This window comes from Paenibacillus amylolyticus, from assembly GCF_051136285.1.
GTDB classification, from domain to species: Bacteria; Bacillota; Bacilli; order Paenibacillales; family Paenibacillaceae; genus Paenibacillus; species Paenibacillus amylolyticus_F.
In genome coordinates this window covers 4,041,136-4,061,055 of the sequence record NZ_CP194938.1, presented here as the reverse complement: position 1 = coordinate 4,061,055, position 19,920 = coordinate 4,041,136, and the positions used below count along the sequence as shown (strand labels likewise).

19 protein-coding genes are annotated in these 19,920 nt (G+C 46.8%); 6 read left to right on the top strand and 13 right to left on the bottom strand.

Features of this window, described 5'->3' with window-relative positions; all coding sequences use genetic code 11:
* Nucleotides 1-90 precede the first annotated feature (90 nt).
* Nucleotides 91-1,065: an aldo/keto reductase gene (locus ACR8BL_RS17890; RefSeq protein WP_434748857.1), complete on the top strand. Its 975-nt coding sequence runs from the start codon at nt 91-93 to the stop codon at nt 1,063-1,065.
* A 129-nt stretch (nt 1,066-1,194) separates the two neighbouring features.
* Here the strand turns inward: ACR8BL_RS17890 and ACR8BL_RS17885 are convergent, their stop codons facing one another.
* From ACR8BL_RS17885 to ACR8BL_RS17875, 3 genes are all read right to left on the bottom strand, one after another.
* A complete protein-coding gene (locus ACR8BL_RS17885) occupies nt 1,195-1,659 on the bottom strand; it encodes a MarR family winged helix-turn-helix transcriptional regulator (RefSeq protein ID WP_434748856.1) in 465 nt (154 codons plus the stop codon).
* A 139-nt stretch (nt 1,660-1,798) separates the two neighbouring features.
* Entirely contained in the window at nt 1,799-2,476 is a 678-nt protein-coding gene (locus tag ACR8BL_RS17880; protein ID WP_434748855.1) for a TIGR00266 family protein, read from the bottom strand.
* 36 nt (nt 2,477-2,512) lie between these two features.
* Nucleotides 2,513-2,872, bottom strand: coding sequence for a winged helix-turn-helix transcriptional regulator (locus tag ACR8BL_RS17875; RefSeq protein ID WP_434748854.1), 360 nt, complete (start codon nt 2,870-2,872; stop codon nt 2,513-2,515).
* Between the two features lie 172 nt (nt 2,873-3,044).
* On the opposite strand from ACR8BL_RS17875, the gene ACR8BL_RS17870 reads away from it, so the two are divergent.
* Both ACR8BL_RS17870 and ACR8BL_RS17865 read left to right on the top strand, forming a co-directional pair.
* On the top strand, nt 3,045-4,265 hold the full coding sequence (locus ACR8BL_RS17870; RefSeq protein ID WP_434748853.1) for an MFS transporter: 1,221 nt from the start codon (nt 3,045-3,047) through the stop codon (nt 4,263-4,265).
* Between the two features lie 200 nt (nt 4,266-4,465).
* Nucleotides 4,466-5,314 (top strand): aldo/keto reductase, encoded by an 849-nt coding sequence (locus tag ACR8BL_RS17865; RefSeq protein ID WP_434748852.1) that lies wholly within the window; start codon nt 4,466-4,468, stop codon nt 5,312-5,314.
* 44 nt (nt 5,315-5,358) lie between these two features.
* Here ACR8BL_RS17865 and ACR8BL_RS17860 read toward each other — a convergent pair whose 3' ends face one another.
* Complete coding sequence (locus ACR8BL_RS17860; protein ID WP_434748851.1) at nt 5,359-5,538, bottom strand: aspartyl-phosphate phosphatase Spo0E family protein; 180 nt, start codon at nt 5,536-5,538, stop codon at nt 5,359-5,361.
* Nucleotides 5,539-5,736: 198 nt separating this feature from the next.
* Between ACR8BL_RS17860 and ACR8BL_RS17855 the strand changes: the two genes are divergently transcribed.
* Complete coding sequence (locus tag ACR8BL_RS17855) at nt 5,737-6,693, top strand: IS30 family transposase (protein WP_221791739.1); 957 nt, start codon at nt 5,737-5,739, stop codon at nt 6,691-6,693.
* Between the two features lie 165 nt (nt 6,694-6,858).
* Here ACR8BL_RS17855 and ACR8BL_RS17850 read toward each other — a convergent pair whose 3' ends face one another.
* From ACR8BL_RS17850 to ACR8BL_RS17815, 8 genes are all read right to left on the bottom strand, one after another.
* Complete coding sequence (locus ACR8BL_RS17850; protein WP_434748850.1) at nt 6,859-8,262, bottom strand: transcriptional regulator; 1,404 nt, start codon at nt 8,260-8,262, stop codon at nt 6,859-6,861.
* Between the two features lie 272 nt (nt 8,263-8,534).
* On the bottom strand, nt 8,535-9,581 hold the full coding sequence (locus ACR8BL_RS17845; protein WP_434748849.1) for a pectinesterase family protein: 1,047 nt from the start codon (nt 9,579-9,581) through the stop codon (nt 8,535-8,537).
* The gene (locus ACR8BL_RS17840; protein WP_434748848.1) at nt 9,578-10,690 is read right to left on the bottom strand and encodes a glycoside hydrolase family 88/105 protein; all 1,113 of its coding nucleotides are present in this window, start codon (nt 10,688-10,690) and stop codon (nt 9,578-9,580) included. Before ACR8BL_RS17840 ends, ACR8BL_RS17845 begins: the two co-directional genes overlap by 4 nt.
* 55 nt (nt 10,691-10,745) lie before the next feature.
* Nucleotides 10,746-11,714, bottom strand: coding sequence for a LacI family DNA-binding transcriptional regulator (locus tag ACR8BL_RS17835; RefSeq protein WP_434748847.1), 969 nt, complete (start codon nt 11,712-11,714; stop codon nt 10,746-10,748).
* 32 nt (nt 11,715-11,746) lie between these two features.
* Nucleotides 11,747-13,342, bottom strand: coding sequence for an extracellular solute-binding protein (locus tag ACR8BL_RS17830; RefSeq protein WP_434748846.1), 1,596 nt, complete (start codon nt 13,340-13,342; stop codon nt 11,747-11,749).
* 82 nt (nt 13,343-13,424) lie between these two features.
* Nucleotides 13,425-14,306 carry a carbohydrate ABC transporter permease gene (locus ACR8BL_RS17825; protein ID WP_434748845.1) on the bottom strand — a complete coding sequence of 294 codons (882 nt, stop codon included), beginning with the start codon at nt 14,304-14,306 and terminating at the stop codon, nt 13,425-13,427.
* 29 nt (nt 14,307-14,335) lie between these two features.
* Complete coding sequence (locus tag ACR8BL_RS17820; protein ID WP_434748844.1) at nt 14,336-15,256, bottom strand: ABC transporter permease; 921 nt, start codon at nt 15,254-15,256, stop codon at nt 14,336-14,338.
* A gap of 427 nt (nt 15,257-15,683) precedes the next feature.
* Entirely contained in the window at nt 15,684-16,568 is an 885-nt protein-coding gene (locus ACR8BL_RS17815; protein WP_434748843.1) for a helix-turn-helix domain-containing protein, read from the bottom strand.
* A gap of 116 nt (nt 16,569-16,684) precedes the next feature.
* Between ACR8BL_RS17815 and ACR8BL_RS17810 the strand changes: the two genes are divergently transcribed.
* Complete coding sequence (locus tag ACR8BL_RS17810) at nt 16,685-17,914, top strand: MFS transporter (protein WP_434748842.1); 1,230 nt, start codon at nt 16,685-16,687, stop codon at nt 17,912-17,914.
* Between the two features lie 86 nt (nt 17,915-18,000).
* Nucleotides 18,001-18,786, top strand: coding sequence for an ABC transporter ATP-binding protein (locus ACR8BL_RS17805; protein ID WP_434748841.1), 786 nt, complete (start codon nt 18,001-18,003; stop codon nt 18,784-18,786).
* A gap of 244 nt (nt 18,787-19,030) precedes the next feature.
* On the opposite strand, the gene ACR8BL_RS17800 is transcribed toward ACR8BL_RS17805, so the two are convergent.
* Nucleotides 19,031-19,759, bottom strand: a complete 729-nt coding sequence (locus ACR8BL_RS17800; protein ID WP_434748840.1) for a class I SAM-dependent methyltransferase — start codon at nt 19,757-19,759, stop codon at nt 19,031-19,033.
* Between the last annotated feature and the right edge of the window lie 161 nt (nt 19,760-19,920).

The following is a 19,920-nucleotide window of genomic DNA, read 5'->3' as shown; positions in this document are numbered from 1 at the left end:
TCATTCATTTAACTATATTAATAACACCATTTCAATAGATTACGATATAATCGGCTATACAAATACTGGACACCAAAGGAGCGATGAGAGATGGAGTATCGACATTTAGGCAATAGCGGTCTACGTGTATCGGCGCTGGGGCTGGGTACAAATGCATTTGGCAAAAGAGCAGATCAGGCCGCTTCAACCCGCATTCTTCATGCAGCGATGGACCGTGGCATCAACTTTATTGATACTGCCAACATCTATGCTGGCACCGAATCAGAACGAATTATCGGACAGGCACTGGCCGGTCGGCGGGAAAACGCGGTGCTTGCAACCAAAGCCGGCTTGCCCCGGCATGATGGTCCTCATGGGCGCGGTTCCTCGCGCTACCATCTACAGCAAGAGCTGGAACATAGCCTGCGGCGTCTGCAAACGGATTATGTTGATCTGTACCAGATCCATACCTTTGACCCGCATACCCCGCTGGATGAAACCCTGCGCACGCTGGACGACATGATCACGTCCGGCAAAGTGCGCTACATCGGCGCCTCCAACTACGCCGCCTGGGAGCTGATGAAAGCCCTCGGCATTAGCGAGATGCGCGGATATGCGCGGTATATCTCCACGCAAACCAGCTACTCACTTGCCGATCGAACACCTGAGAACGAGCTCGTACCGCTTTGCCTCGATCAAGGTGTAGGCATTATCCCGTATTTCCCGCTGGCTGGCGGTATACTGACAGGGAAATACAATGGACACACCAGCGTGCCATCTGGCTCCAGAGCAGATACAGATCCATCCTTCAACCGTTTCCTGCTGGAGCATAACATTCAGCTGAGCGAGCAGGTAAGCTCCAAGGCAGAGGCATACGGCTGCTCCCCAAGCGTACTATCGCTCGCCTGGTTGTTAACTCGTCCGGCGGTATCCACTGTGATTGTCGGTGCCACGCAGACCGAACAGATGGAGCATAATCTCGCTAGTCTTGATCTGCAGCTTCCAAATGAACTGCTGGCAGAACTGGATCAACTGAGTGATAATTTCCGTTATAGCGAGCCATTCGCGTCCTATAGGCTCGATTAAATCTTAATGACAAATAAACCTTCCAACCTTACAGGGTTAGGGAGGTTTATCTATTTTTCGTCATTTTTCGCAAAAGTTACATGATGAATCCACTTGATGCAAACGCAAGTGACTAAGAATACGATATAGCTATGAATGGTCTGATTTAAGTCGAATGAATTCCTGCATGATGTCCATGTAACCCTCTTTACGGTCAGCAAGAAGCTCGAAGAAGTTTTTGTCTGATTCCTCTACGAGATTCATGGCTTCAATCGCCAGCTTGGTTCCTTCCGGCGTTGTCGTGATAATATTAGCCCGTGTATCCGTCTGATGGCGAGCACGTATAATGTAACCTCTCTTTTCAAGCGCTCGTAGCACCTGGGAGGTAACATTGACATCTACATTGGCGAATTGAGCAATCTGAACCTGTGTAATTCCCTTACCTTCCAAATCACGCTCATTAAGCCATAAACAAGAATGCAATAATATGAATTGGGGTTGCGTCAGATCGAGGGGTTCTAATACCCTTCGCACTTCCTTCTGCCACATCGTAGTTACGTGCCATAACAGGTATCCCGGACTATCTTGCGGATTCGTGTATCGTGAGCTTTTCATTCTTATACCTCCGTGGTGTACGATCTTGTGCTGCAGAGATGTACGTATCATGCATCGTATAACAAATCTGTTATACTAACGCTTCGAAACACACATCCGTTGCATCTCTACAAGTTTATCTATGAAATAATTACCTTATTTATCGTGTAGGAATAAACTGTTTTACCCATTGACCAAATCCCTGTGGATTTCGGCTCTGAATCAAGATCGTGCCTTCTCCGCGGAAACGGCAGACCAAGCCTTCGCCACTCGTCACACTGGACAACCAGCCTTGGGATGCTTTCTCAATGCGATAATCGACGTAATGAGGCCATGCCACCAGATGAGCATTGTCCACAATAACCTCTTCGCCAGCAGCCAGATGTATCGGATGTATCGCACCATAGGAAGACAGGAACACCGTGCCGCGTCCGCTGATCTCAATAATAAAGAAGCCTTCTCCGGAAAAAAGACCTTTTTTCAGATTCTGCATTTTGGTATTGACCTGAATGCCTTCCGTTCCTGCCAAAAATCCGTCTTTCTGTACATAGAGAGAATACGAACCATCCAGTTCTACCGCCTCCACACCGCCCATGGCTGATGGAGATAGCAAAATCTCCGCACTTCCCCCTGCCGCCGTCAATTCCTGAAAGAAGAATTTCTCTCCGCTCAGCATGCGGCCAAATCCGGCAAACATTCCGCCTTCTGCTGATCCTTTGAGTTCGACGGTAGGTGACATCGAAACCATGGCTCCACTTTCAGCCTTGAAACGCTCTCCACGTTGTAACTCCACCTTGAGCATGGCAAAGGCACCATCGTATAGAATTTCATATTTCACGGTTTCATCAGCTCCCTGTCATAGTCCGTAGTAAAGTCACCAGAGTCCGTTATCTTCCAGCACGGCTGCTTTGTCGCCGTACTCCTTCATAATGTGCTGGTCACCCCAATTACAAAGTGCGGTCAGAATTGGCTCTAAGCTCCGCCCGTAATCACTTAATTCATACTCTACCTTGGGCGGTACCTGATTGTATACAATTCGTTTTACAATACCATCATTCTCTAGTTCTCTCAGCTGCTGTGTCAACATTTTCTGGGTAATTGCGGGCATAATACGCTTTAAATCACCGGTTCGTTTCTTTCCATGCGTCAGGTGACAGAGAATAACACACTTCCATTTACCGCCGATGACCTCTAGCGTTGCTTCGACCGAGATATTATATTTTTTGCGCTCCATTACTGTCTTCCTCCCTGATGAATCAATAATCCATTTGCTTCCGCTCATGCTACTGTATAGGCACCAATAAGTACGTAGGGTACTAAAAAGTACGTACTGTTCATGTTATACCGAATAATTCATAATAGCATTTGCCGGTAAGCAAATCTACATTCTAGGAGTTGAGCAAGACATGCATCATGAGACAAAACATAACACTTGGGCGCTACTAGCACTAGCAATCAGCGCTTTTGCAATCGGTACAACCGAGTTCATCAGTGTAGGACTCTTACCCCTGATCGCAAATGATCTTCACGTTAGTGTATCTTTGGCGGGACTAACCGTTACCATATATGCTTTGGGTGTGATGTTCGGTGCTCCGATCCTTACATCGCTAACGTCCGCTATATCACGCAAAACATTGCTGCTGGCTATTATGGTGGTTTTCATCGCAGGCAACACACTGGCCTCATTATCTACAGGAATTACTGTATTGCTTATCGCACGAGTGATATCTGCTCTGGCACATGGCTTGTTCATGTCGATTGGTTCCACCATAGCAGCTGATTTGGTACCTCCCGACCGCAGAGCAAGCGCTATTGCCACCATGTTCTCGGGACTAACCATTGCAACAGTAACCGGTGTACCTTTCGGTACATTCATAGGCCAACATGTTAGCTGGCGTGCTGCTTTTATGCTGATCGCAGCAGTTGGCATCCTTGCCTTGATTGCTAACTTGTTGCTTGTGCCCTCAGCATTACAGCGTGGCACACGTACAGCCATCCGCGATCAGGTCAAGCTGGTAACAGGCGGACGGATGATGCTCGCTTTTATCATCACGGCTGTAGGCTACGGAGGCACATTCGTTGTGTTCACCTATTTGTCTCCACTGTTGCACGACATTAGCGGTTTCTCAGAACAAACGGTGACCTTCATTCTGCTGTTGTATGGTATTGCCATCGCCATTGGCAATATGATTGGTGGCAGAGCTGCTAATCGAAACCCGTTAAAATCACTACTTTACATGTTCATCGTACAGACCCTCATTCTGGGTGTGTTGTACTTTACCGTTCCCTTCAAATGGGCAGCACTACTGACCATTATCGGCATGGGTTTGCTCGCTTTCATGAATGTGCCGGGCCTTCAAGTGGTTGTGCTTACACTCGCAGAAAGGTATGCACCGCAGGCCAAGGATGTAGCATCCGCTTTTAACATCGCTGCATTTAATGCAGGCATTGCTATAGGTGCTTATCTAGGTGGAGTTATTAATGACTCTATCGGTCTGATTCATACCACCTGGGTTGGTGCATTGATGGTGCTCATTGCAGCAATCCTGACGATATGGGCCAAACATCTTGAGCAACAAGTCACGGCCAGTTCAAACCAACTGAATAAAAGCTTCATTAAGATGTAACCTAAAAGAAAACGCATTTCTCGTTATGGATAGGAGGCCGTTGGAACCAATAACTGGTCTCATATTATATATCGACAGATTATATACGTTACTATATACGTTGGATGCAATTTGATCTATTATCATTTAATTTTGTATTATGAAAATTTGGAATTTTCACTTTATATGGAAATATCCACATATTTTAAGGAGGATTTCTCATGACAACTGCACAACATTTACAATCAACAACAACATTGCATAACGGTGTCCATATGCCTTGGTTTGGTCTAGGTGTATTCAAGGTCGAAGAAGGATCAGAGCTCATCGAGGCGATAAAGAGTGCTATCAAGCATGGTTACCGCAGTATCGACACAGCGGCGATCTATGGTAATGAAGCAGGAGTAGGACAGGCCATTGCGGAAGCCTTGCAGGAAAACAATCTAAAGCGCGAAGACCTGTTTATTACATCTAAGGTATGGAATGCAGACCTCGGATATGCTGAGACACTGGCCGCATTTGATACAACGATGAATAAACTTGGACTACATGTTCTGGATCTATACCTGATTCACTGGCCCAAAGCTGGCAAGTACAAAGGTGCATGGAAAGCCATGGAGGAATTGTACGCAGCAGGCCGAATCCGCGCAATTGGCGTAAGTAACTTTCAGATTCACCATCTGCAAGATCTGATGCAGGATGCACAGGTGAAACCGATGATCAACCAGGTTGAGTACCACCCGCGTCTAACGCAGGAGGATTTAAAATCATTTTGTAAGCAGCTTGGCATTCAGCTTGAAGCATGGTCACCATTAATGCAGGGTGAACTGCTGGACAACACGGTACTTACGGAGATTGCTACATCCAAGAACAAGTCTGTCGCTCAGGTCATCCTGCGCTGGGATCTGCAAAATGGCGTCGTGACCATCCCGAAATCTACGAAAGAGCATCGGATTATCGAAAATGCTGACATATTTGACTTTGAGCTGTCCACGGAAGAGATGGATCGGATCAACTCGTTGAACGAGAATGTGCGCGTAGGTCCTGACCCGGATAACTTTGATTTTTAAAACTTAAAAACCACATCTCTTAACCGTCGAGCAAAGTCGATTGTTCATCCATCGGCTTTGTTTTTTGTTTCATCCTCTTCGTTAAACTGGTTAATCAGTTTATCCAGGATCACGGACTGCCTGATTACCTCAGGGTGTAGAAATCCGTTATATTCCTTCGCCAGTTCATGCAGCCGTCTTCTAGCCCGCTCTATTCTCAACTGTATAAGCATGCTTCTTTTCATCAAATTCAGCCCCTCTGAACTATTTTAGAATTTGATGTCAGATAATAGAATATTACTTTAAAGGCACAAAAAATATTTAGAAATGACGGATTGTAATATGAAGTGCGACACCTACTGGAAATAAATAAAAAATGGCCCATGGCCGGATTCGTGTAGAATGAAGGTTCCTACACCACATTCACACAAGGAGAATCCACCATGAGCTACACACATCTTAGCATAATTGAGCGCAGCAAGCTAGAAATCCTCCATCGGCAGGGGAGAAGTACCCGAGCGATTGCCAAAGAACTTGGCAGACATCATTCCACCATTAGCCGGGAACTCCGCCGAAATACAGTAGAACACCCCTACGCCGTGGAGAACGCTCAAGAGGGCTATGTCCAGCGCCGTAAGGCCTCCGTTTCCGCAGGGAAGTGGAATTCAGAACTGGCGAGTCGCATTGAAGATAAGCTCCACGCAACCTGGTCTCCAGAGCAGATCGTAGAGCGATTGCGTCAGGAGGGTCAATCCATGGTATGTTTTAAAACGATCTATCGTTGGCTTTATACCGGCCGTCTGGTGAAAGGTGTGCTTGCCATCCTCAGACACAAAGGGAAACGGCAGAAGCCAGCAGAGACACGCGGCAAGTTTGCTGTGGGCAAGCCCATCTCTCAACGTCCGAAAGAGGTTCGTCACCGGGAGACCTTCGGCCATTGGGAACTGGATACGGTGGTTTCAGGTCGTGGGAAAAGCAAGGGCTGCGTAGCCACGTTCATCGAACGAAAGACCCGCTTGTATACCGCGATTCGTATGCCTGATCGTACTGCGTTGTCCATGGAGATTGCCTTTGGAGTAGCGGCTTCGCAGTATCCTGCCCGAGCGTTTCAAACCGCTACCGCGGACCGTGGCAAGGAATTCGCCTGTTACACCAGCCTGGAAGCCGTTCATGGCGTGCAGGTATATTTTGCAGATCCCTATTCCTCCTGGCAACGCGGCTCGAATGAAAATGCCAATGGCCTCCTGCGAGAGTTTTTTCCCAAAGGGACCGATTTTGCCCAAATCACGGATGAGGCTCTAGAAAACGCTCTGGACTTGATCAATCACAGACCACGTAAATGCCTGAGCTGGAGAACCGCTCACGAATCCTTTTCAGAGGAACTGTCGCACTTGGCTTGACAATCCGTCAAATAAAAAAAGCGTTTTCTCAAATTAGAGAAACGCTTCCCTTATTCTAATGAACCTACATTATACAGTCCCAACGATCTCTCAAGTAGGTTTTAAGTACCCCACCCGTGTCCCATTGTATTTACAATAACAGGGATAGACTCAATAATAGCAAAACTACATAGCACCAAGCAGTATAACATTTTTTTTAGCATTGAGTTGATACACCTCTCTTGATAGTTTTTTAAATATTTCCTTTGCTGCAGCATCTGCGAAATCTCTATACTGCTCAAAAAGGGACATACAAGTAATTATATTCTTTCCACTATTTATTATAATCGATAACTTCAAAGCTTCTAATGTAAGATTTACCGCAGAAGTAAAATCTTTGTTTTCGTTGAATCGATATATGGCTAGATCAGCTAAGAAATGCACATAGCTCTCTTTCAAAATTACAGATTGATATTCACCAAACTCCGTTTTCTCTGATTGGTAGGGTATATATGCTGAAAAACGATTCAAAATCCTGTCGATATTGAAATGATACAAGTTCGCCGCCTTAGTAATGTGCAGTACAGCAATGAATATTTCATCTTCGTGTAATGCTATATAATCCGTGTACTCTTGTAGAACATCCACTTCTCCAGACATCAATCGATACATGAGTGTGTTGGCAACAGCCCACTCTGTAAATTGTCCAATTATCCGTGCGGCTTCTTCGTCGTTCTCTTGTATCCAACTCTCACCATGTGCATATAAAGCCACAAATTCTAAAGCTCTCTTATAGTCTCCACATTCCTCACTAGCTGTCGCTCGAGCCAGATAGGCATATAAAATATAATAATATATAGGTCGCCCTGTCAGTCTTTTTACCTCCGATGGCCGCACTGAGCGGCATTGTAAATCATATTGTATCGTTGCGATCCGGTGCATTTCTTTAGCTAATGTATCCACTTTCCCCCACTTATGAACCATTCCAAAAACATGCATTAGCTGCTTTAACGCTTCAAGCTGATTGGTTTCATCGAGACGATTAACATATGTCTCAAATTGGGTAGCTACTCGGACATTTTCCTCAATGTCTTCTCCTAGTTCAATTAAAAACAAACGGTACTGACACATTGCAAGACGTTCAGAATGCTGGTACTTTTCTGCCTCACACACACCTCTATACAAAATTGCCGCAGCCAAATGTTTGTTATTCTCGAATAATTCTTCAGCTATATCAAATAATATTGGAACATAAGAAAGATCTTCTAGAATACGAATCGTGACTTGCCGGATACAATCTACCCGATTAAAATCTGCACACCGAAATATAAATGGTCGAATGCGTCTGATGGAAACTAGAAACGAAAAACATTCCTCTATGTAATCATTAAAAAAATAATCTTCTGGTAATCCCATTCCATATGTAATTGCTGTAAGTTGATTCATAGATATAGGTCTATTTCCTTGTAATATGCGGCTGAGCGTCCCTGAATTTATACCTGATGTCAAAGCAAAGTGAGAGTGTTTAATATGATTATCCTCTATGTGTTTCATCAGTTTCTCGCGAATTGAATTTGTCCACCCCATCATACTCACCTCCACAAAATACAAAAAATAGGTTAAAACACCATATATATCTATACTAATTAAGAATCAACCATTGGTCAACAACAAATGAATCATCTAGCAACTTCTTTTCAAAAGGGGAGCTGCCTCAGTCCATTGTCCATTTAAACACCTGGCAAGGTTCTTGGAGTGAACAAGCACCAAAGAGACTGTGTCTAAATTCCTGATCGAATTTAGACACAGTCTCTGCTTTTTTTCAAACAACAGACAGATAGAAGGATCGTACATCCTTCTATTTAGTTGAATGGCTTCCAGCCATCCTCCCCCGACAGGACAAGGGACAAATCATACTCGGCTGCTTCTTCATCCGTCAGGATGCTAGACCAGGGCACACGAACGTCCGCATGCCCAGCTCCAGGTCCAGCACTTTTATATTCGGCAAAATGAACCGTCGCTTCCGCCTCGATCTTGCTCCAGTTGTGCCAACCCTCTTGTTTCACATGCGCGCCGATCCAGCAGTTCAGGAAACAGACTTTGGCGTGATCACGCCATGGCCTGCCCAGATACACCGATTGCGGAGGAGCGTTGCTGGTCAGATCACATTCAACAAATACATATCCATAACGAACATCCTCTGGTGTAGAGGCTGCCGTAATCCAGCCATTCACTTCGCCTTCCGCAACTTCCACATCCGTCAGGCGACTTTTCGTATAAATCTCACAGCCCTTGAACACAACGGTAGCCGAGCCGAAAATAAAATCGATATCCCCTTCGATATAACAACCCTCGAAGTACTGTCTTAACTTCCGCCGCTCCGCACCGTCACGCGGCCCGCCGAAATAACTGCGATCCAGCGGTTGCTCCGGCAGCGGCCCAGTAAAGATCGTATCCTGATAACCGATAAAACGACATTGGCGAAACACAGCGCGATCCCCATCCACATAAATGGCCAACGCCTGTCCCACTTCCTTGCCCGGCCCGGCCGAATTCACAAAAGAGATCGCTTCTGCCGTAAAATCATCCGCACCGACAAACGCTGTATAGGAATGAAAGGTATGATACTGCGAGCCATCCGGGAATCTCTTGAGCGCATGATCATCATAGGTGATGATCGTCTCATCCGCTCCATCACCTATGAGATGAATGCCCGGTTTTTCCATGTGCAACTTCTCAACATACACACCTGCCTTCACTCGAATCGGAAGACCACCAACGCCATCATCCGGGTGAGCATCCACTGCCGCCTGAATGGTTTTGTAGTCCCCTGATCCATCCGATGCCACAGTTATGCAGGACACAGATGACTCCAACATGAGATCGGCCGCCGAGCGCTGCTCTGTCATGACAAACGCTCCATTTCCAGCGCAGCCAGCAACAACGGAGCAACACCCATAAAGGAATCGCTTACAATTGCCTCGCTGACATAATAACTGTACGAGCCATCACGATCGAGGCTCAATCCTGCTCCGTGACAGATGCCGTTCAACTTCACACCTTCCGCGGTCTCTTCTACCAACCTGGAGGTAAGTCCTTGCCAACCTTTCTCTGCCGCTTCTCTGAAGTGAGGTTCCAGATAACGCAATCGCACACCCTTGGCGAGTGCATATACAAACATGCTTGAACCTGAAGCTTCCAGATAGTTCCCTTTGCGGAATCCCTGATCCAGCACCTGGAACCATAATCCGCTCTCCTGCTCCTGCACACGTACCAACGCATTGCACATCCGTTCAAAGATACCAATGATCGTGCCCCGTTTAGGGTGATTTAGCGGGAAATGCTCCACACTGTCCACGATTGCCATGGCGTACCAGCCCATTGCCCGGCTCCAGAAATGTGGTGAACATCCGGTCAGGGAATCTGCCCAGATCTGCTCCTTCGATTCATCCCAGCCATGGTATAACAATCCGGTACGCGGATCACGTGTCTGGCGCTCGACCAGCAAAATTTGATGAGCTACCTCATCAAATAACTCTGGACGTTGGAACGTCTTCGCATATTGGGAGAGAAAAGGTGAAGACATGTACAGTCCATCCAGCCACATCTGGAACGGATAGATTTTTTTGTGCCAGAATCCGCCCTCGGACGTTCGGGGCTGTCCTGCAAGCTGTGCGGCGAGTAGATGGGCTGCTTCTGCGTAGCGTCCATCCTTGGCACCATCCAGCAACGCAAACAGGTTTTTCCCTTGATTAATCTGATCCAGATTATATTCTTCAAGGGAGTAGGTGCCGATAGAGCCGTCAGGCTGCACATACAGATCCATATGTCTCTTCATAAAATCGATATATTCCTGCTTGTTGTACTCTTCTCCCGTACGTGCCATACCCATCAACGTCATGCCTTCTACATATGCCCATCGTCCCGAAGGGAACGCATGGAAGCCGTCCTCGTTACATTGCTGTATAATCGTAGCTGCAATTCGCTCAGACCAGGATAACTGCGTCTGTACCTGCATCGCGGTACCTCCTAGAATGTTGTATTGGTTTTTACTTTTCACTAAAAAGCCGGCATTACTGCCGGCACTTTGCCGTTGAATTACGCAGGTTCAGCTTCGGCTGGATGACAACCGGCACCTCCACCTGCTCGTCACGGATCAGGGATACAATCAGCTCTGCTGCCTGAGCAGCCAGCTCATCCAGCGGTGGACCAATCGTCGTTAGTGCCACTTCGGCATACTGCATATCCGGCAGATCGTCGTAACCGATAATAGAGATATCTTGCGGCACGCTGTAGCCCGCTTCGAGCAATGCCCGAAGTGCTCCCCGTGTCACAAGGTTGTTCAGGCCGATAAATGCCGTTGGAGACTCCGGACCAAACGTGTAATTTCGAATGGCGAAATACCCGTCTTCCCACGAAGAATACGCCGGCAGCACATCGTCCTCATTAAAAGTCAGACCTGTACGCTGCAACGCTTCCCTGTATCCCTCCAGCTTGACATGCTGCGAGTTACCGATGAATCCAATTCGGCTATGACCGAGTGATTTCAGATGCTCCACCGCCTTGTACAGCCCCTCCTTACGATCAATCTTGATGTAAGGAGAGTTCGGAGCTTCATCTGTACCGAGTACAAAACATGGCATGTTAAGGGTCGCAAACTTTTTCCAGAAAGCATCCCGATTGTCCAGCGCATAGTCCCACAGAATACAACCATCCACCCGCAGCTGGCTGAACACATCCACCCCGTCATCGGCCACAACCAGAATCATCTGATATCCCCGCTTCTTCAGCTCCGTATGCAGGCTGCCCGATATGTTGGAGAACAAAGGGTTGCTTAGTTCATCCAGCACAAAACCAATGATATTGCTTCTGCCGGTGGAGAGCTGCCTTGCCAGCATATTTTTTCGATATTGATGTTTCTCTGCTATCGCAAGCACCTTCTGCTTGGTCGCCGGTTTGATTCGGGGATCATCATTCAGTGCTTTTGATACCGTGCTATAGCTCACCCCCGCCAGTTTGGCAATATCTTTAATGGTTATCAAAATCGATCAACACCTCTCATACACCTTGAAACCTATTTCTGTGCAGCTTTATAACGATCATACTGTGCCTGTCTGCCTGCAATCACCTGTTCAACATTCATTTTCTTCAATGTTTCGATATAACTGTCAAACTGATCCAGGCTTGCGTCACCGCTGATAAACTTGAAGTTCATCTCTTCCACATACGTGGTAATGTCAGGCATCGACATGCTCTCTACGCTCGCTTCATCTGGCAGAGCATAAACAAACGGGAACGGCTCACGTACATACTTCTCTAATTCTTTGTCCAGCTTCGCATGCCATGGTGCGACAATGGAATCCGCCGAATCCGTGGATTGGATGTTAGGCAGATTGACCGGACCAATTCCGAGCTTCTGGATATATTCATTGTCTTTACCTTTATCCGTGAACTTCTTCACGCCGTTCTCTTCTGTATACGTGTCATCTTTGATACCCCAAGTGTAATACGTCTGTGCTTCGTCACTGACCGCATAATCCAGGAAACGGAAAGCCAGTTCCGGATTTTTACTATCCTTACTGATGCCGAAGATGCCGCTAACTGGTGTACGTCCAATGTAGAACTGGTCTCCATGTGGCCCTTTTAATGGAAGAATGCCTTTAATGATTGGTTCCTCCGGCTTGTAATCCTTGAAGAGTGGGCTGTACACCATCGACATATACCAGCTAAAATTAAAAGTTGCTCCAGTTACATTCTGGGAGATCCGTGAAGTAACCTGATCACTTGTCGTGCTCGCATAGTCCACTCCCAGCAAACCTTCCTTGTACAAACCGTTCAAGTATGTCAGATATTCCTTGTAAGCAGGCTCATAATAGCTGAAGTGCACTTTGCCTTGATCATCCGCATAGAAATTGTTCGACAGATCAAGTCCAAAGGCTGGACCAAAGGCCATCGGTACAAATTTCGATTCCATAGATAGCGGAATCTCATCGGCTTTGCCGTTGCCGTTCGGGTCGTCCGTTTTGAATTTGCGCAGCATCGCTGTGAACTCATCCAGCGTCGTTGGTTCGCTTAACCCCAGTTTTTTCAACCAACGCTCATTCAACATGAACACAGGCATATAGTTACGGGTCAACGTCTGCTGTGGAATATAATACATTTTACCATCTGGCGTTGTTAAACTGGCCTTAATTGATGGCGACTTTTCATATATTTTTTTGAGATTAACGCCGTACTTCTCTACCAGATCATTAATCGGGATGAACAGACCGCTGTTAATGTACTTCATCAATTGATCCTGATCCGGCAGATACACGATATCCGGGAGCCCTGTACCCGCAGCCAGTCTTGGATTTACAGCATCCGCATAGTTTTGAGGAGGGATCAGATCCCAATCCACTTTTACACCCGCATTACTCTCAATTTTCTTAACGATGGCTGCGGTGGATAAGTCCACGTTCGTGGTCCATGCATTGGTTGCCAAGACAGACAGTTTGGCATCCGGTTGATCCGTTACCGGTCCAGCGCCGGTATAATTGAAGGCTTTTTCTGTACTCTCAGGTGTTTTCCCCGCATCAGTTCCTGCACCTGTCCCCCCACTACAACCTGCTAAACTGATTGCGAGTATCGCTGCAATTACACTTTTTCTTCCTGCCCCTTTGACTTTCATCCATCATTCCTCCTTGGTATGAACCCTTTTGAACTCCCTTGAATGACTTTCTTGAATGATTATGATGCTTGGGTGATGCAATCTATCCTTTCACGGCTCCGAGGGTAATCCCCTTAACGAAGTACCGTTGGATAAACGGGTAGATCATGACGATCGGCAGAATGCTGACCACAATAGATACATAACGAACTTGCAGCGATGAAACCGCCAGTGCACCGGATGTCATCGTACCACCCATCTTCTGCATCACCTCTGGCGAAGCCATGATCAGCACCCTTCGCAGGAACATCTGGAGGGGCTGCATATCCTGTTTCCCCAGATATAACAGGGCCGAGAAAAAGTTGTTCCAGTGAAATACGGCATAATACAGCGTAAGCACGGCCAGTGTAGGTTTGATAATCGGCACAGCCAAGCGGTACAGCATCGTCATCTCATTGGCTCCATCGATGCTTGCGCTTTCAAAGATTTCATTGGGAATGCCTTCAAAGGCCGAGCGGCAGATCATCACGTTAAATGTGATTACCAGTACAGGCAGCACCATCACCCAGCGGGTATTGTACAGACCGAGCGATGTAATCAGCATGTAGACCGGAATGAGTCCACCTGAGAAATACATGGTGAAAGCGATGAAGAAGTTCAACTTGCGACGCAGAAAAAATTGCTGTCTCGACAAAGGGAATGCGGCCAGGCAGGTTGCTACAATGTTCAGCAGCGTGCCCACAACGGTATACCAGACGGTGTTATAAAAGGATACCCAGAGTTCCTTATACTGGAGCACCATCTTATATCCTGAGAGTGTAAACCCTACAGGCCAGAGCACTACCTTCTGTTTATCAATGGCATCCACTGAACTGAAGGAAATGCTGACCACGTACAGGAACGGATATAAGGTAACAACAACCGCCACAATCGTCAGCAGGTAGACGAAGACATAGAATAATCGGTCACTTCTCGATTTTTGCATACAGGCTCTCCTTTGAATCAGTGTGTGTCTTACCAGAGTGACATTTTGGTCAGGCGGCGAGTCATGGTATTGGCTGCAAAAACAAGGATAAAGGTGATAATAGAGTTGAATAATCCAATAGCTGTGGCGAAGCCATAGTTCTGACCCTCAATCCCCATCCGGTATACATAGGTGGACAGCACATCCGCTGTTTCATAGGTGGCTCCGTTATAGAGCAGGTATACCTTCTCGAATCCTACGCTCATAATGCCGCCAAGCGACAGAAGCAAGAGAATGACGATGGTTGGTTTGATGCTTGGGAGTGTGAGATGCCATAGCTCCTGGAATTTGTTAACACCATCGATTTTACCGGAGTCATACATCTCAGGGTCAATGCCCATAATGGCTGCGATGTAGATGATAGAGCTGAAGCCGAAGCTCTGCCAGATGTCAGAACTTGTGAAGATGGTACGGAACCAGCTCGCGTCCATCATGAAGTTTACTTTTTCCATGCCGAGACTTGAGATCAAAGTGTTAATAATACCGTCTGTTGGTGACAGGAAATTGATAATGATGCCGGCTACAACGACGGTGGAGATAAAGTGAGGAAGATAGGTTACGGTTTGGGCGAAGCGTTTAAAGGTTCGATTCTTAATCTCTACGATGCAGACTGCAAATAGAATGGGGATGGAGAAACCGAACAAAAGCGGCAGAAAGGCCAGTAAAAAGGTGTTGCGTAGGAGCCGCCAGAAGTAGATCGAGTTCACGAACTGTTCAAACCATCGTAGACCCACCCACTCGCCGCTGAACATGCCTTGACCTGGGATAAAATTGCGAAAGGCAAGCAGTACACCCGGCATGGGCAAATACATGAAGATGAGATAATACAGAAAGATTGGTGAGAACATCAGCAGTAAATACTTATCCCGCCGGATCAGACCGAACAGCGTGGACATGCGTTTTTTCAACATAAACACTCCCCTTCGCTTCATAATTACAACGTTTGAATTTTTTATCAAAAAAAATATCCGTTCCTCCGAATTATCTGTTACATATCCAATTCTAATTTGGTAACAACCTATACTATATCGCTTATTTATAAGGAATAGTGGGTTGATATACTCTTTCTTGAACCTCAGTTAAGTCTTTTCAGTACTTGCCGCCCCCATAATTACAACGTTGTAATTTTGACTTAAATGTATACGCTTTCATAAACTTTTTCTCATCTTAGCAGAGTCTTTCATGTTTAGCAACAACAAAATCAGGAATGCCCTTTAATTTTTAAAACCCATGCCCCTCGGAGCAAACGTGAATATTGCATGATATACCCACAATGGAAAAAGAAAAAAGGCAGGAATAGTGTAGCTATTCTGCCTCAACATGTATTACAACTACGCATCATAACTGATTGCGAAACTGCATCGGTGTTACACCCTTAACGCGCTGAAACGCTCTGTAGAATTGACTGACATGTGAGAATCCCAGTGCAAAGCTGATTGCCGTCACCGATTCAGTTGTACTACGCAGACGATGGACGGCTTCCTCCACACGTAAATTCAGTAGATACTGGTACGGCGTTGAACCTGTCAGCATTTTGAACGAACGCATAAAATGATACCTGCTCTGATGGGCTACCGCTGCCATGGAGTCGATGTCCATCGGGTTTGTGAAGTCACTGTGGATATACTCCAATACACGCTGCATATGAGGATCTATTCCTGCGTTACTCCCCGTAGCTCCAATGAAATGAGGACGAGTATTGCCAGGAAGCAATAGCCCCTCCGGGTTCCCGGTCCATATGGAACCAGCTCCTCTTGCTGCTTCGTGCGAATGCTCCGGTCCAGACAATATGCGCTCAAGATACTGCTCTACAGCCAGCTCGGTTTCCTGAATAAGCAGCGGGTCCGGTTCATCCTCCAGCCCGGCCACATGCCACCCACGGAACAGCCTGCTAATCTCTGCGGGATCAAAACCTTGGTTGACCTGTAATTCAGAATGAACTGGTCTTGAACTGCGGTCTGTTAATCCTCCCGGTAGATTACGAAACTTGATGACTATGACGGCTGCATCTGAACCGATCTCAAAAAAGTGCTCCATCCGGGGATGAGCGATGATTCCGAATCCAGCCTGTAATGAATATGTCTGTTGTTCCTGCACCAACAAGCATTGGCCTCTAATTGGCAGGGTTACCTGATACCAGTCATCATGCACATGGGGTTCATTGGCGAACCCGCCAGAAGCTTTCCATAACTCCAAGCCATTGAATGCCATATTTAATTCCATCGTTTCTCACCTGCTGACATTATAGCAAATCGTGCTTAGATTCCAAGCACTTTTCGCAAAGACAAGCTCTCTAACTATCTTTTATTATGAATAAAAAATATCCGAGGTGATCTATAATGGCTCAAGCCGCCGTAAACAAAATTCAACTAAACCACTCAGCGAACTGGGCCCTTGCAGGGGTGAGTTTCGCCCATCTGCTGAACGATGCCATGCAAACGGTTGTTACCTCAGCCTTCCCGCTGTTCCAACAAGCCATGCATCTCAGCTTTGCACAGATGGGTTGGAATGCCTTCGCACTAAACATTACTGCTTCGGTGCTGCAACCGCTGATCGGCTATATATCCGATCGCAAACCCATGCCTATTCTGCTGCCTGGCGGCATGTTATTTTCCTTGTTCGGGATTCTTGGCTTTGCTTTCTCGTCATCGTTATGGATGCTGCTTGTATCCGCATCACTGATTGGTATCGGCTCATCCATTCTTCATCCCGAATCCTCACGTGTTGCCCATCTGGCAGCGGGTCGAGGGCGTGGCATGGCACAATCCATCTTTCAGGTTGGCGGGAATACCGGACAAGCTATTGCCCCCCTGCTGGTCGCTTTTGTACTGCTTCCGCATGGCCAGTTACAATTTCTGTGGCTAATGGCCTTTGCACTTATCGGCATCCTTATCCAAGCTTCAGTAAGTCGTTGGTACAAGCACAAGCTGAACGCCGAACGTACCCGCCTTATGCAGCCCATACATCATGCACCACTTGAAGCTGAGTCAACGTTTCAGCCCGTAAGTCGAAGACGAATTGTAATATCCATGAGCGTTCTCATTCTGCTGTTATTCTCGAAGTTTGTTTATATCGCGGCTATGACAGGATACTACGCCTTTTATTACACGGCCGTACATCATCTGCCACTCTCGAAAGCGCAGCTCTGCTTATTTATCCTTCAATTCGCAGGCATGATTGGAACCTTGCTTGGCGGGCCACTCGCGGATCGTTACGGGCGCAAACCGATGATCTGGTTTTCCATTGCAGGTACTGCCCCGTTCTCACTACTGCTCCCTTATGCAGGCCCTGTCCTGTCTATGGTGCTATGTGGCATCATCGGATTAATCCTGATGTCGGGCTTCAGTGTTATTATTGTCTACGCTCAGGAATTGCTGCCACGTCACATTGGTACAGTATCGGGATTGTTCTTCGGCTTGTCATTTGGTATGGCGGGACTGGGTTCGGTTGTCATCGGTTCTCTGATAGATGTGACCAGCATTTCATTCGTCATCCGACTGTGTTCCTTTTTGCCCCTAATCGGCGTGTGTGCTGTATTCTTGCGCAGTGATCCATCCACTAAAGCTTAACAAGCTATTGAAACTTCCATAGCAGGTTCAATACAATAAGTTGAGAAGCGGAGGCGCGATATTTATCAGAGAGAAGGAATGGTTCAATGATCATTGATGTACAGCACGTCACTTGGAAAAGAGAACATCTCACCCTGCTGCACGATGTCAGCTGGCGTGTAAACAAAGGCGAACACTGGGCGTTGCTTGGCCTAAACGGCTCCGGCAAAACAACGCTCCTCAATATGATTACCGGCTACCTGTGGCCTACGGAAGGCAGCATCTCGGTACTCGGCCATGAATATGGCCATGTAGATCTGAGAGAGCTTCGGAAGTCCATTGGCTGGGTAAGTTCCTCCTTGCAGGAGAAACTGCACGCTTCCGACCGCACACAATATGTCGTGATTAGCGGGAAACATGCCACGATCGGCTTGTATGACAAGCTTGCGGACGAAGACCTGGATCAGGCCAGACACTGGATGGAGACGCTAGGCTGCCAGCATCTGTGGAATCGCGAGTACCGTACCTGCTCCCAGGGGGAGAAGCAGAAACTTCTCATTGCCCGCGCCCTGATGGCGAATCCGCAGCTGCTTATTCTGGACGAGCCCTGTAATGGACTCGATCTATTCTCCAGAGAACGTCTGCTGGACAGTATCCGTGAACTGACAGAGCGTGCCGACACCCCTTCGCTGATCTACGTTACGCACCATACCGAGGAAATCCTGCCTGTTTTCCAGCATAGCCTTCTGCTCCGCCGGGGTGAAGTTTTCGGGAGTGGATTAACCTCTGATCTCATGACAGAGGATGTATTAAGTGATTTCTTCGAAGCCCCAGTAGAAGTAGATCAGCATGGTGAACGGGTTTATGTACGGGCGGCGACAACTAAGGGTTAGAAACACCACCATTGAAGATACAAAACACAGAACAAAGGAGAGCAAAAATACAGACAAAGCCCAAATACTTATCCACATGTGGATAGTTTTTGGGCTTTTCACTCCTATATCTTGTGTTATCCACGGTTTTCTGTGTAGAACTTTCGACAATCTGAGTATAACTTCGCTTCTACGTTTGCCTCATCCTTCTCCAAGCATCCATGCTTCCCGTCATACCTTCCTGATTTCCAGGTATACTTCAATCCTATTTTCGTGCGGACAGAAACAGAAAAAGCGGAATACGCTGTCTACGCTGGTACGTCTCTTCATCAACGAAATAGGCACGCTGCGGCGCAGACTCACGTAGGTGTTCCACACGGAATCCAGCATTCTGCAAAGCCATGTAATAGGATTCGATGGAGCGGTGCATTTTGTGGACTGAGCCCCCAAGCCACTGCTGTTCCCGATATCCCTCAACGAAATATTGATCGACAATCCAATTAGTCCGTGTTCCAGAAGGTTGTAGCGTCGAAGTAATAACCGGATGCTCTACCGAAAAAATGAAAACCCCATCCTTTTTAAGGGTACCATGGATACTATGGAACAGACGGTTTATATCCTCAATGTAGTGGATAGCCAATCTTGAAATGGCCAGATCATATGTATCTACCGGATATGTCCCATCCTCCAGATAAGATTGCTCAATTCGAGCGTTCAATCCCTGAACCGTCTTGCGAGCAGTTTGAACCATATTGGTCGAACCTTCAATTCCGGTATAACTTAAGCCGTTATGCTTCTCCCCGAGTAACTCTGTAGCAAACCTCGCATCTCCGCAGCCGAGATCCAGAATACTTTTGCCCGTAGCGTCCCCAATCAACTCGAGCATGACCGGTTTCTCCAGCGTATCATTGGCATTATCCTGACCTTGCCGGCGTTCCATATACGTCTGAAATACAGCATCATTATCGTAAAAATCAGAACCTCTCTCACTCATACCTGCACAGACCTCCTTTTCTTGAGTTCCAAAGTAGCTAGTTACCTTCTGAAGTCTTAATTTCGGTAAAAGTATACCGGATACACGCATGTCTGGCTATACCAAAAAAAGGCTGTTGCGGGAGTTTACTCCGCAAACAGCCTTCATCGTCACCTTTTTGT

Bases quoted from the DNA above. Each gene is read 5' to 3' on its own strand.
- ACR8BL_RS17890 (WP_434748857.1), top strand. From the start codon at position 91: ATGGAGTATCGACATTTAGGCAATAGCGGTCTACGTGTATCGGCGCTG.
- ACR8BL_RS17885 (WP_434748856.1), bottom strand. From the start codon at position 1,659: ATGAAAAGCTCACGATACACGAATCCGCAAGATAGTCCGGGATACCTG.
- ACR8BL_RS17875 (WP_434748854.1), bottom strand. From the start codon at position 2,872: ATGGAGCGCAAAAAATATAATATCTCGGTCGAAGCAACGCTAGAGGTC.
- ACR8BL_RS17870 (WP_434748853.1), top strand. From the start codon at position 3,045: ATGCATCATGAGACAAAACATAACACTTGGGCGCTACTAGCACTAGCA.
- ACR8BL_RS17865 (WP_434748852.1), top strand. From the start codon at position 4,466: ATGACAACTGCACAACATTTACAATCAACAACAACATTGCATAACGGT.
- ACR8BL_RS17860 (WP_434748851.1), bottom strand. From the start codon at position 5,538: ATGAAAAGAAGCATGCTTATACAGTTGAGAATAGAGCGGGCTAGAAGA.
- ACR8BL_RS17855 (WP_221791739.1), top strand. From the start codon at position 5,737: ATGAGCTACACACATCTTAGCATAATTGAGCGCAGCAAGCTAGAAATC.
- ACR8BL_RS17850 (WP_434748850.1), bottom strand. From the start codon at position 8,262: ATGATGGGGTGGACAAATTCAATTCGCGAGAAACTGATGAAACACATA.
- ACR8BL_RS17845 (WP_434748849.1), bottom strand. From the start codon at position 9,581: ATGACAGAGCAGCGCTCGGCGGCCGATCTCATGTTGGAGTCATCTGTG.
- ACR8BL_RS17840 (WP_434748848.1), bottom strand. From the start codon at position 10,690: ATGCAGGTACAGACGCAGTTATCCTGGTCTGAGCGAATTGCAGCTACG.
- ACR8BL_RS17830 (WP_434748846.1), bottom strand. From the start codon at position 13,342: ATGAAAGTCAAAGGGGCAGGAAGAAAAAGTGTAATTGCAGCGATACTC.
- ACR8BL_RS17825 (WP_434748845.1), bottom strand. From the start codon at position 14,306: ATGCAAAAATCGAGAAGTGACCGATTATTCTATGTCTTCGTCTACCTG.
- ACR8BL_RS17820 (WP_434748844.1), bottom strand. From the start codon at position 15,256: ATGTTGAAAAAACGCATGTCCACGCTGTTCGGTCTGATCCGGCGGGAT.
- ACR8BL_RS17815 (WP_434748843.1), bottom strand. From the start codon at position 16,568: ATGGAATTAAATATGGCATTCAATGGCTTGGAGTTATGGAAAGCTTCT.
- ACR8BL_RS17810 (WP_434748842.1), top strand. From the start codon at position 16,685: ATGGCTCAAGCCGCCGTAAACAAAATTCAACTAAACCACTCAGCGAAC.
- ACR8BL_RS17805 (WP_434748841.1), top strand. From the start codon at position 18,001: ATGATCATTGATGTACAGCACGTCACTTGGAAAAGAGAACATCTCACC.
- ACR8BL_RS17800 (WP_434748840.1), bottom strand. From the start codon at position 19,759: ATGAGTGAGAGAGGTTCTGATTTTTACGATAATGATGCTGTATTTCAG.